14 protein-coding genes are annotated in these 12,597 nt (G+C 34.4%); 13 read left to right on the plus strand and 1 reads right to left on the minus strand.

The features are described 5' to 3' along the window. Positions 1 to 10 precede the first annotated feature (10 nt). Positions 11 to 478, minus strand: a complete 468-nt coding sequence (locus NSQ40_RS11530) for an Hsp20/alpha crystallin family protein (RefSeq protein WP_003207117.1) — start codon at positions 476 to 478, stop codon at positions 11 to 13. A gap of 217 nt (positions 479 to 695) precedes the next feature. Between NSQ40_RS11530 and asnB the strand changes: the two genes are divergently transcribed. From asnB to NSQ40_RS11595, 13 genes are all read left to right on the plus strand, one after another. After that, positions 696 to 2,597 carry an asparagine synthase (glutamine-hydrolyzing) gene (gene asnB, locus NSQ40_RS11535; protein ID WP_003197399.1) on the plus strand — a complete coding sequence of 634 codons (1,902 nt, stop codon included), beginning with the start codon at positions 696 to 698 and terminating at the stop codon, positions 2,595 to 2,597. Positions 2,598 to 2,740: 143 nt separating this feature from the next. Further along, on the plus strand, positions 2,741 to 3,100 hold the full coding sequence (locus NSQ40_RS11540; protein WP_033797335.1) for a GNAT family N-acetyltransferase: 360 nt from the start codon (positions 2,741 to 2,743) through the stop codon (positions 3,098 to 3,100). Positions 3,101 to 3,156: 56 nt separating this feature from the next. Next, positions 3,157 to 3,486 (plus strand): hypothetical protein, encoded by a 330-nt coding sequence (locus NSQ40_RS11545; protein ID WP_018766421.1) that lies wholly within the window; start codon positions 3,157 to 3,159, stop codon positions 3,484 to 3,486. 100 nt (positions 3,487 to 3,586) lie between these two features. Beyond that, complete coding sequence (locus NSQ40_RS11550; RefSeq protein ID WP_003207118.1) at positions 3,587 to 4,582, plus strand: N-acetylmuramoyl-L-alanine amidase; 996 nt, start codon at positions 3,587 to 3,589, stop codon at positions 4,580 to 4,582. A gap of 378 nt (positions 4,583 to 4,960) precedes the next feature. Beyond that, entirely contained in the window at positions 4,961 to 5,923 is a 963-nt protein-coding gene (locus tag NSQ40_RS11555; protein WP_098159106.1) for an ABC transporter substrate-binding protein, read from the plus strand. A 133-nt stretch (positions 5,924 to 6,056) separates the two neighbouring features. Beyond that, the gene (gene dat / locus NSQ40_RS11560; RefSeq protein WP_003197405.1) at positions 6,057 to 6,935 is read left to right on the plus strand and encodes a D-amino-acid transaminase; all 879 of its coding nucleotides are present in this window, start codon (positions 6,057 to 6,059) and stop codon (positions 6,933 to 6,935) included. 104 nt (positions 6,936 to 7,039) lie between these two features. Next, positions 7,040 to 7,687, plus strand: a complete 648-nt coding sequence (locus NSQ40_RS11565; protein ID WP_097786732.1) for a nitroreductase family protein — start codon at positions 7,040 to 7,042, stop codon at positions 7,685 to 7,687. Between the two features lie 276 nt (positions 7,688 to 7,963). Then, on the plus strand, positions 7,964 to 8,452 hold the full coding sequence (locus tag NSQ40_RS11570) for a hypothetical protein (RefSeq protein ID WP_033796125.1): 489 nt from the start codon (positions 7,964 to 7,966) through the stop codon (positions 8,450 to 8,452). A gap of 350 nt (positions 8,453 to 8,802) precedes the next feature. Beyond that, on the plus strand, positions 8,803 to 9,672 hold the full coding sequence (locus tag NSQ40_RS11575) for an AraC family transcriptional regulator (protein ID WP_097787516.1): 870 nt from the start codon (positions 8,803 to 8,805) through the stop codon (positions 9,670 to 9,672). Between the two features lie 110 nt (positions 9,673 to 9,782). Beyond that, complete coding sequence (locus NSQ40_RS11580; RefSeq protein WP_018766414.1) at positions 9,783 to 10,331, plus strand: cysteine hydrolase family protein; 549 nt, start codon at positions 9,783 to 9,785, stop codon at positions 10,329 to 10,331. 200 nt (positions 10,332 to 10,531) lie between these two features. After that, complete coding sequence (locus NSQ40_RS11585; protein WP_141521867.1) at positions 10,532 to 11,650, plus strand: GAF domain-containing sensor histidine kinase; 1,119 nt, start codon at positions 10,532 to 10,534, stop codon at positions 11,648 to 11,650. A gap of 14 nt (positions 11,651 to 11,664) precedes the next feature. After that, complete coding sequence (locus NSQ40_RS11590) at positions 11,665 to 12,300, plus strand: response regulator (protein WP_003197417.1); 636 nt, start codon at positions 11,665 to 11,667, stop codon at positions 12,298 to 12,300. 12 nt (positions 12,301 to 12,312) lie between these two features. Then, a complete protein-coding gene (locus NSQ40_RS11595; RefSeq protein WP_018766411.1) occupies positions 12,313 to 12,495 on the plus strand; it encodes a hypothetical protein in 183 nt (60 codons plus the stop codon). Positions 12,496 to 12,597 lie beyond the last annotated feature (102 nt).

Genomic DNA, 12,597 nt, shown 5'->3' on the forward strand with positions numbered 1-12,597 from the left:
TATATAATGGTTAATCTATGGATAAAATATCGTGCTGTTGTGGAAGTTTTTGAGCGCGGATTTCTAAAATACCATTTTGATAGGAAGCTTTTGCACTTTTTTTCTTAATTAGATATGGAAGCTTAATCATGCGAGAAGCACCTGACATGGATCGCTCACGGCGATAGTAATTATGTGAAACTTCATCTTTTGTTTCTTCCATGATTTCTTCAGTAACAGAGATTTTTAAGTATTCACTTTGAATTTCTATTTGGATTTGTTCCTTTTGAACGCCCGGGAGTTCTGCTTTTATGACCAGTTCTTCTCCAGTTTCATATAGGTCGACAGGGAATGTTAATAAGCGGTTTCCTTTTTGAAAAAAGTGATTCATATCCGCAATTACATCACGTAATGGCGTTTGTTCAAAAAAATCATCAATTTGTTTTAAGTAACTACGAATTGGTGGACGAGACGAAGATTCTTTTTTTTCATCACTCATGTTTTTGCCTCCTAGAAATCAATTTGCAATATCATATGACAAATGTGTGCAAATGTGAGTGCCTATTTTTCATGTTTGCACAAAAAAATTGGGTAAAATGTGAAATGGAGTGATTTTTTTATAGTTTTTATCGCCATATCGAGTTGATTATGCTAGTATAAATAGGGTTGATATAGTAGTATAGAAACAGAATGAAAACTGAAAGAGGGTAAGAAGTATGTGTGGTTTTGTAGGATGTTTATGTGAAAACCCTAGAGAGTTTTCAGAAACAGAAAAACATCAATTTGAAAATATGAATACGATTATTTTCCACCGTGGTCCAGATGACGAGGGATATTTTCGTGATGAACATGTACAATTTGGCTTCCGCCGTTTAAGTATCATTGACTTAGAGGCAGGACATCAGCCGCTAACTTATGAAAATGATCGATATGTAATTATTTTTAATGGTGAAATTTACAACTATGTAGAATTACGTGAAATGCTACTTGAAAAAGGTGCAACATTTGCAACGCAATCTGATACAGAAGTTATTATCGCATTGTATGCACACATGAAAGAGAAATGTGTAGATTACTTACGTGGTATGTTTGCATTTATGATTTGGGATCGTGAAGAAAAGAAACTTTTCGGTGCACGTGACCACTTCGGTATTAAGCCGCTATATATCGCGCAGCAAGGTGATACAACATTCTTTGCATCTGAAAAGAAAAGTATCATGCATGTTATGCAAGATAAAGGGGTAAATCCAACTTCTCTGCAACATTACTTTACGTATCAATATGGACCAGAACCAGAAACATTAACTGTTGATATTAATAAAATCGAACCTGGTCATTATTTCGTAAAAGAAATCGGTAAAGAGATGGAAATTCATCGCTACTGGAAACCATATTTCAATGCTTCAAGTGCGACAAAAGAGGAGCACATTCAAGCGATTCGCGATGTATTGTATGATTCTGTAAAAGTTCATATGCGTAGTGATGTACCAGTAGGTTCATTCTTATCTGGTGGTATCGATTCATCTATCATTGCGTCTATCGCAAGAGAAATGAATCCAAATCTTCTAACATTCTCTGTTGGTTTCGAACGTCGCGGCTTTAGTGAAGTTGATGTAGCAAAAGAAACGGCAGAAAAGTTAGGCGTTACAAACCATAGTGTCTTCATTACAGCGAAAGAATTCATGAACGAATTCCCAAAAATTATTTGGCATATGGATGATCCTTTAGCTGATCCAGCTGCTGTACCGTTGTACTTTGTGGCAAAAGAAGCGCGTAAGCATGTAACAGTAGTTCTTTCTGGTGAAGGTGCGGACGAGCTATTTGGCGGATATAATATTTATCGTGAACCAAACTCGTTAAAAATGTTCTCTTATATTCCTACCCCAGGAAAAAGTGTCTTAAAAGCATTAAGTGGAGCATTAAAAGAAGGATTTAAAGGGAAAAGCTTCTTGGAACGTGGATGTACACCAATTGAAGAACGCTACTATGGTAATGCGAAAATCTTCCGTGAAGAAGAAAAAGCTGAGTTAATGAAGTATTACAATGAAAGTGTTAACTATATGGATATCACGAAGCCATTGTATAATGAAATTAAAGATTATGATGATGTAAGCAAAATGCAATACATCGATATGTTCACATGGCTACGCGGCGACATTTTATTAAAAGCTGATAAAATGACGATGGCAAATTCATTAGAACTTCGTGTGCCATTCTTAGATAAAGAAGTGTTTGACGTTGCGTCTAAAATTCCAACAGAATTAAAAATCGCAAATGGAACAACAAAAGCAATTTTACGTGAAGCAGTGCGCGGAATCGTTCCAGATCACGTGTTAGATCGTAAAAAGCTTGGATTCCCTGTACCAATTCGTCATTGGTTAAAAGATGAAATGCATGACTGGGCTGTTAATATTATTAAAGAAAGCAAAACAGAGCATTTAATCGACAAACAGTATGTATTAAACTTACTGGAAGCACATTGTGCAGATAAAGGCGATTATAGCCGTAAAATTTGGACAGTACTTGCATTTATGGTATGGCACCAAATTTATGTTGAGCATAAATATGATACAAATGAGTTTCATGAAGAAACAAAGCGTGCGTATAGCTTAGTATAAAGTGAAACTGGCATCCGCCACTGATTATTATCCCACCAATAGTGGGATAAATAAGAAAACCTTAAGATTGCATACGATCTTAAGGTTTTTTTCATAAATACGTATTGTAGTTGATACAATAATAATAAAAGGATGGACAAAATATGATTACGTTTGAAAAAGTGAATACAGAAACAAAAAAAGTTGTTGAAGAAATGTTTGCTTCTAATGGTTTGAATATAAAGGAAGTTCAATATTGTATAAAAATTGATGATACATATATTGGTGTAATTGATTATACCGTTGAAGGTGAGCGTGCTATATTATCTAATTTAATAATTCATTTTGATTATCAAGGTTACGGATATGGAACGAACACTTATTTTACATTTGAAGAAATGATGAAGAGTAGAGATATGAAAGATATCAAGGTGTTACAAGGGGATCTAACTAAACAAGCTAAATCTTTTATAGAGGGACTCGGCTTTATATGGAACGGTGAAATGTACATAAAACGCTTCTAAAAGGAAAGAAGTTAACTAAGGAAAGAAATGAATATAAGGCAGGTGGATGTATGACGATGACGTCTGGTTTTTTACTAATAGGGAGTTGTTTTATAGGAGCAGAACTATGCCAAATTTTCATCCGGAAAATGATGCGTAAAAAGCGTAAACCGTATGAATGGCAATACATTCCGGTATTTTTTATTCTGTTTTTTACTTTGTATGTATTACAAAATGCAATCCACTTTCCACCAATGTTGAACATTTTTTTGAAGTTTGGCTTAATATATAGTGGCAGTGGAATGGCTATTCTATTTTGTTTGTTTTGTATACGGCATGTTCATTATCAGTCGTACATATTTATTTTAAATTGGCTCAATCGAGATGATGGAAATCGCCTTACATAAGGTGGTTTTTTTGTTTGTTTTGTAACCAAATTTTTATGTTGTACATAAAATAGGACGAGCATAAATATAAGCTCTATTAAATATAGAAAGGAAATGGTATATGAAGCTAGTTATAGATGCAGGTCATGGCGGATACGATTCCGGTGCTGTTGGAAACGGTTTGGTTGAAAAAAATCTAACACTTCAAATTGCTAAGCGTGTTCGAGATATTTTACTTGCAAATTATGCAATTAATATTAAGATGACGCGCGATAGTGATGTCTTTATCTCATTATCAGAACGTGCAAATATTGCTAATTCTTTCGGAGCAGATTTTTTCATCTCATTTCATATTAATAGTGGCGGTGGAACAGGTTTTGAAAGTTATATTTATAATGGACTATCAGATAGCAGTTCTGCAGCAGCCAAGCAACAAAAGATGCATGTGGCAGTTAATCCTGTTTTAACGAAATACGGTTTGCGTGATCGTGGTGCAAAAAAGGCAAATTATGCAGTACTAAGGGAAACAGCTATGGATGCTTTATTAACAGAAACAGCTTTTATTGATACAACATTTGATGCAAATTTATTAAAAAATCCGCAGTTTATAGAAGATTTATGCCAAGCATATGCAAGAGGAATTGCTGTAATCTTAGGATTAACGGCAAATCCAAACCCACCAAATCCAGAACCGCCAAGTCCAGCTCCTCAAACAAAAGGTGTAGCATATATTCGAGGAAAGAACGTGAATTTAAGAAGCGGCCCATCAACATCATCCTCAGTGATTCGTCAGTTAAATTCTCCAGAATCGTATGTAGTTTATCAGGAAAGTAACGGTTGGCTAGATTTAGGGGCAGGCCAATGGATATATAATGATCCATCGTATATTGATTATGTGAAATACGGAAATAGTGATGGAAGTCCGATTGGAGTGGCGAATATTCGAGGGACGAATGTGAATTTAAGAAGCGGTCCATCAACATCGTCTTCAGTGATTCGTCAGTTAAATTCTCCAGAATCCTATTTAGTATACGCAAACCAAAACAGTTGGCTAAACCTAGGAGGAAATCAGTGGATATATAATGATCCATCTTATATCAAATATGATCAATATTAAAATATAAAAGATTAATAATGGAATTGAATGACACCCTGCCTTGAATGTCTTGCAAACAGAAGAACTTAGAGGGAGGGCTTTTTGTGAGGAAATAATATATTAAAATTATAAACATGCTAATTGGACTTATCATTGTAATAGCTATGCAATTCGTGTCGAAAAGGGCAAGTCAAAACATGTGTTATGCATTGATTGAAGTGACAATTACTTTTGTATGCCTGTTCATTTTCCATGTTTATCGGTAGGATGAAATTGTATCCATGTTGGAATAGTTGAGAGAACATATTTTAGAAAAATTTTAAAAATATATTGACAACTTTTAGTCAATACATTAATCTTTAAAATGTTAATGATAATCAATTTCATCCAGGAGGACATATGACCCGAACTAAAAATATCTTTATTCTCTGCATTGTAATGTTAACGGTTATGATTGCAGGATGTGGAAAAGAAGAGAAGAAAGAAACGAATACAGCAGCAGAAGGAAAAGAATCGTATGTAATTAAGCATGCGATGGGGGAAACAACGATTAAAGGAATACCTAAAAGAGTCGTTGTCCTAACAAATGAAGGTGCCGAGGCACTTTTAGCGGTAGGAGTTACACCGGTTGGTTCTACAAAACCAAGAGCTGGTGAAGAATGGTATCCGCATTTAGCAAAAGACTTGAAAGATACAAAAGTTGTAGGAACTGAGCGTGACGTTAATTTAGAGGCGATTATGAAATTAAAGCCTGATTTAATTATTGGGAATAAGATGCGGCATGAAAAAGTATATGAACAATTAAAAGAGATTGCACCTACTGTTTATGCTGAAACACTACGCGGGGATTGGAAAGAAAACTTTACGTTATACACAAAAGCCGTAAATAAAGAAAAAGAAGGTCAAAAAGCGCTGGATGATTATAAGAAGCGTATTGAAGCGATAAAAGAGAAACTAGGAGATAAAATAGTATCTAAAGTTTCTATCATTCGTTTCGTTCCAGGTGATGTTCGTATTTATCAAAAGAATTCATTCTCTGGTGTTGTTTTGCAAGATATCGGATTTAAGAGGCCACCACTTCAAGATAAGGATGATTTTGCGATAAAAGGTGTTACAAAAGAGCAAATTCCAAATATGGATGGAGACTATTTATTCTATTTCGCATCTGATAAAGATGCTAATAAAAATAATGAAGGAAATACGATAGCGAAAGAATGGACAGAAGACCCACTCTTTAAACAGCTACAAGCTTCCAAAAATAATAAAGTATTCGAAGTAGATGAAGTTATTTGGAATACAGCAGGCGGCATTAAAGCGGCAAATCTTATGTTGGATGATATTGAAAAATACTTTCTGAAATAAGTAAATAACCTATAAAAACACATCACTATTAAATTGTGATGTGTTTTTATATTCTTAAATAACTGAAAAATCATCACTATTAAGTGCAAATAAGTTGTAAAATGAAAATAATTATTAGGAAAGGAGTGGTAATATGGCAACAGGTGTTCATAAAGATTGGATTTTGTTTAATGGAAGAATTGTGAATATGAAGGAAGAACAGCCAATGGTTGCATTAGAAGAGCGAGGTTTACAATTTGGTGATGGTATATATGAAGTGTTTCGTTTATATAATGGGAAACCTCACCTACTAGATTTACACTTAGAAAGATTCTTTAAATCTATGAAGGAAATTCATCTTGTTCCACCTTTTACAAAAGAAGAATTAATTGAACAACTTCAGCAATTAATTGAGAAAAATCAATTTCAAGAAGATGGGAATGTGTATATTCAAATTTCAAGAGGCATGCAGCCACGAAATCATGTATATGAATCAAATCTAGAGCCAACTTGTTTTGCAAACATTGTTTCATTCCCGAGACCGCTATCTCTAATGGAAAAGGGAATAAAAGTAACAGTGGAAGAGGATATTCGCTGGAAGTTTTGCCATATCAAATCTTTAAATCTTCTTCCTAATATTATGATTAAGAATAAAATTAATGAAGAAGGGTATCAAGAAGCGATATTAGTTCGAGATGGAATTGTAACAGAAGGATGCCATTCGAATTTCTTTATTATAAAAAATAATAAAGTGATTACGCACCCAGCGGATCAACTTATTTTACATGGAATTACTCGTCATCATGTCATTTCATTAGCAACAGCTCTACATATTGAAGTAGAAGAGCGAGGGTTTTCATTACAAGAAGTATACGAGGCAGATGAATGCTTCTTTACAGCAACACCCCTTGAAATACTCCCTGTCATTCAAATTGGAGACGAATCATTTGGTAATGGTGAACGGGGACCTGTTACAAGGAAGTTACAAGAAGCTTATGAAGAAAGCATCGCTACCTTTAAAGTAATAAATTGAATGCGCAAGGAAAATGAAGCTGGTATTCCTCCAGCTTTTTTTCGTGATATAATTATAAGCATAGGACAATTTTTGAAAATGCTATTAAAGGGGATTTTATGTATATGAATTATGAAGCATTTAAAGAAGTAATTCACGGACGACGCAGTGTTCGGAAGTTTACAGAACAAGAAGTATCTATTGGTGACATAGAGGAAATTATTGATTGTGCTCGTTATGCTCCAAGCGATACGAACTCACAAACGTGGGAATTTATTGTTATTATGAATCGGGATAAAATTAAAGAAATTGAGCAAATGACATGGGATGCTTTACATAAATTGGCTGAAAAAGCAACGGGAAAAGGAGAAGAAAAAGCAGGCAAATTACTTACGCGTTCGTTTGGACCATATGCAACTGCTTTTTCTGATGCACCGGTTTTAATCGTATGTTTAGCTACACCATATGAGTCAAAGTTTCGTGAAAAGATATTTGATCCAATTGACTTCGTTCCAGATTCAGTATGGGAAGAAGAGGGGATTAAGAGTAGTTGTTTAGCTGCGCAAAATTTAATGTTAGCAGCATATGCAAGAGGTCTTGGGACCTGCCCGATGACAGGGCCGGTGTTATTAGCTCAAAATGAACTGCGACAATATTTACAGATTGATCCTGAGAAACAAATTAATATGGTAATTTCGCTAGGGTATCCAAAAGATAAACCGAAGAAACTTGCTCGAAAAGAAGTAAAAGATATTACAAAGTTTATTTTGTAGGATGTTATGTGAAAAATTAGAAAAAGACATTGGATGTATCAATGTCTTTTTCTAATTTTTCTAGAGGAGAATATTTTTTAGTGATAATGGGCTAGAATGGAGAGTAAGAAGGAATTTCTAATTATTTCTTGAAAAAATTAATGATGTTAAAAAAGAAAGTATGGTACAGTAATGATGAACAGAATGTTTGTTCACGGAAGTTTAAAAAACTGAACTTAGAACAGATAATTATTTCTGTATAATAAATAAAGAATAAATTTACAGGGGGGATGAATTTTGAAGAAATTCATAATCACTGGATTGTCTGCTTTGTTACTAGTGGGGTGTGGTGTCCCGAATGGAAAAGAAGAAACTCAGCCAGTAAAAGAAGAACAAGTTGTAAATGCAAGTGATGAGAGTGTGACTCCTTTTCCAGAGGGAACAATGCCAATTGGTGAAGGGAAAGTAAAAGTAATCACGCCAGATGGTACTTCTGAAGATGGGAAGATACCAACTGTATTTGTAAAGAAGGATACTCTAATTCAGCAAGTTGAATTAGAACTTGCCGATTTTCAAAATGATAAAGAAACATTCGTATTCGTAGATAATATATTTGAAGATAAACATCATGTTACTAGCATGACGCAGACAACAGTAGAATTAAAACAAAAAACGTTAGAGACAGGGTATCATACAATAACTGCAGTTCAATTTGAAAATAATGATCCAGCGGGAAAAGTTATTAACTTTGTACAGGCTAAATTTGAAAATAAACCTGCACATTAAAAAGGTAATACTCTGTTATGTTAGAGAGGGAAAGGTACATCACGATAAAGAGTGATGTACCTTTTTGGTTTTTATTCCGATTCTACCATTTGCGGGCAGTAAGACTCCCACCTCAAAATTCGGTGAAAATAAAGAAATTAGGTGGGAGAGTAACTGCCCATAAAAGCCCGATTGGTGAGGGGAAATAATTAATGGAGGATGGAGAATCCCCCACTGATTAAAGTTTCAATTTATCTTTTTATAAATACACATTAAGAAGAATTTGAATAAGTTACAATAAGAATTAGCACAAATTATCAAAAAATATTTTGATGAAAATATAAAATAGATTAAAAGAGGGGGGAGTGAAGATGGATTATTTCGAAAAAATCCAAAACTCTATTGAATTTATTGAAAGCAATCTACAGGACAGACTTAATGTTGTTGAAGTTTCTTCGCAATCTTGTTTTTCTCCGTTTCATTTTCAAAGGCTGTTTCAAGCGATTACAGGTTTTTCTGTACAAGAATATATAAGAAATAGAAGGCTATCTGAAGCTGCCATTTCATTAAGGGAAACAAGAAAGAATATATTAGAAATTGCGATTGATTTTCAATATAACTCACAAGAGGCATTTACACGGGCATTTGTAAATTATTTTGGAATGACTCCTGCTAAATATCGAAAGTCAGAAATCGCTTTACATTTACAAGCTAAAATGAATTTTTTTGACTATAAAAAGGAGATGAAGGGAGACTTGATTATGAATAAACCTAATATTGTACAATTAAGCAAAAGGGATATTATCGGTTTTGAATATAAAACTAATCTAAACAATGAAAAATACTTTGAGGAAATTCCAAAATTTTATTTTGACTTTGGAAGTAATGAATATTATTTGAGGATTCTTGAGAAAATTGCACCTAATATGTCATATGGTATCGCATGTAATTTTCATGATGATGGTAATTTTTCGTTCATTATTGGAGAAGAAGTACAGGGGAGTGCTGCAGAATTAGACGATGGGTTTGTTAATTTTGAAATTCCAAAAGGTAAATATGCTGAATTCAAAGTAAATGGTTCGACTGATTTAGTTCAAAATACGAGAAGGTATATTTATGGTACATGGCTACCAAACTCGAATTATGAAAGAAGAGAAGGACCAGATTTTGAAATTACCGATGTATTGCAATCAATATATCCAAATCAAATGAAAGTGATAATATATGTACCTATACTTTAAATATAAATGTTTCGTAGGGATTTGTTTGAAAATGTCGAATAAAATATATTGCGTCGTAAAAACACGTTTTCTATTGTTTAGCGTGAAACGAGTAGGGAGGAGAATGAGTGATGAAACGTGCTCTTATAAATATTGATTATACATATGATTTTGTAGCAGAAGATGGTGCTTTAACGTGTGGAAAGCCGGGACAAGATATTGAACAGCATCTTGTAGCGATTACGAAGCAGTATATTGAAAACGGAGATTATGTTGTGTTTGCCATTGATAAACATGAAAAGAATGATTCCTATCATCCTGAGACACAATTATTTCCACCACATAATATAGCGGGAACAAAAGGAAGAGATTTATACGGAGAGTTACAAAAGGTGTATGAAAAATATCAAGACAATGAGAATGTATACTATATGGACAAAACACGTTATAGTGCTTTTGCTGGAACGGACTTAGAAATGAAACTAAGAGAAAGAGGAATACAAGAAGTCCACCTTGTTGGTGTATGTACGGATATTTGTGTTCTACATACAGCAGTGGATGCCTATAATAAAGGATTTCACATCGTTGTACATGAAAAAGCAGTGGCTTCTTTTAATGAACAAGGACATGAGTTTGCAATTGGACACTTTAAGTCTTGTTTACATGCCGAAGTGCAGTGAAGAGAAACAAAAATGCGGGATAAAAGGAATGGAACAATACTTAGACGGCTCTTGGTCGTTCGGAACTGCAAGATTAGTAAACAAATACAACAAATCGAAAAGTTATTGATATAGAGTAAAGAAGCTGATACATTCAGCTTCTTTTTTAATTTATAGTATTTAGAAATTTCTTAATGTTATAATGGTAGTTGGTGATGAACATGAATTATGATGAAAAGCAAATGCGCCGGTTAGAGGCGTTAAAAGAAATTGCAGAGTTGTTAAATGAGGCAACTGATTTACAGGAAATGTTGGAAAAAGTATTACATACATTATTGCAAGTTATGAATTTACAAACAGGTTGGATTTTTTTTATTGATGAAAAAGGAACGCATCGTATGCTTGTTGATAGGAATTTGCCACCAGCACTCACATGGCGGGAAAAGAAGCCGATGTGTGAAGGAGATTGTTGGTGCGTGAATCGATTCGTAAATGGACGTTTAGAAAAGGCAACAAATATCATTGAGTGTAAACGAATTGAAGATGCTATTGAATATAATTGGGGAGAGACCGAAGAGATTACACACCATGCGACGATTCCTCTTCGTGCTGGCAGCGAGAAGTTCGGTTTATTAAATGTTGCTTCACCTCATAAAACACATTTTTCAGAAGAAGAACTAGCGTTATTAGAGGCGATTGCATTCCAAATTGGAACAACGATACAACGAATTAGGCTAGTTGAGAAAGAGCACAAATATGTAATTGTAGCGGAGAGAAATCGACTCGCACGTGATTTACACGATTCGGTGAAACAATTGCTATTTTCTATTATGTTAACTGCTAGAGGGACTCTTGATATGGCAAAGGACAAAGAATTACAAGAGATGCTCCGTTACATAGGGGAATTATCGCAAGAAGCGCTGCAAGAGATGACATTATTAATTTGGCAATTACGGCCAGAAGGATTAGAAAAAGGGCTTGCAGAAGCAGTACAGAATTACGGAAAGCTATTAGGTATTCAAGTAGCAATTCGAATTGATGGAGTTATTTCAATTGGTGATGAAATAGAAGAAGTACTGTGGCGTGTGAGTCAGGAAGCCTTACATAATTGTAAAAAACATGCTTCATGTGAGAGAGTATCTGTTAGCTTGAAAATAGAAAATAATAAGTTGAACTTTCAAATTGAAGATGACGGCATTGGGTTTATTAGAGAAACAGTGAGAGATTCAGCACTTGGTTTAAAAAGTATGAAAGAACGAATTGAATTGATGAAAGGAACATTTCGAATAAGAACGAAACCGGGACAGGGGACAAAGATTGAGATTCAATTACCGGTTTGAAAGGGAGAAACACATTGAAAATTAAATTATTACTTGTAGAGGATCATCATATTGTGCGAAGGGGACTTGTATTCTTCTTAAAAACGAAAGAGGAATTTGAAATTATAGGAGAAGCAGAGAATGGGGAAGAGGCGTTAGCGTTTGTTCGAAAAGAAAGGCCAGATGTAGTATTAATGGATTTATCAATGCCGAAAATGGATGGAATTGAAGCGACAAAAAGATTGAAGCAATATGATGCGACAATTAAAATCCTTATGTTAAGCAGTTTTTCAGAGCAAGATTACGTTCTTCCAGCGATGGAAGCTGGTGCGGATGGTTATCAACTAAAAGAAGTACAGCCAGATCAACTTGTTGCTTCTATTATTGCTGTACATCAAGGCAATGCAAATTTCCATCCGAAAGTAACGCCTGCTTTGTTAGGACGACCGGCAGTGAAAGAGGAAAAAAAAGATAGTTTTTCTATGCTGACAAAAAGGGAAAAAGAAGTACTGCGTGAAATTGCGAAAGGAAGAAGTAATAAAGAAATTGCAGCAGAGCTTCATATTACAGAACAGACAGTTAAAACACATGTTTCAAATGTACTTGCTAAATTAGAAGTAGATGATCGGACGCAAGCGGCTTTGTATGCTGTGAAAAATGGTGTTGTATAGGAAGATGTTGAGGTGCCAGTAGCTATCCGCTCGTATGAACAAAATTGTTTAAATCTATCCGAATGTGTAGGAGAATACATAACAGAAAACAATGAAGCGATTCAGATTACAAGTTCAAATAACCAATTCTATGTTACGATTCCAAAACGTTACGGAGTATTATATAAGTTTAAAATTTTGCCTAGTCGCATGTAAAATGAAACGATAACATTCCGTGCTACATATATTGATGAAGAGGTAGAAGTCAATATAAGAACAGGATTATTACGGTATAAAGACGTCACTGCAAAATATACA

Origin of the sequence: Bacillus sp. FSL K6-6038 (genome assembly GCF_038050455.1) — a bacterium.
GTDB classification, from domain to species: Bacteria; Bacillota; Bacilli; order Bacillales; family Bacillaceae_G; genus Bacillus_A; species Bacillus_A pseudomycoides.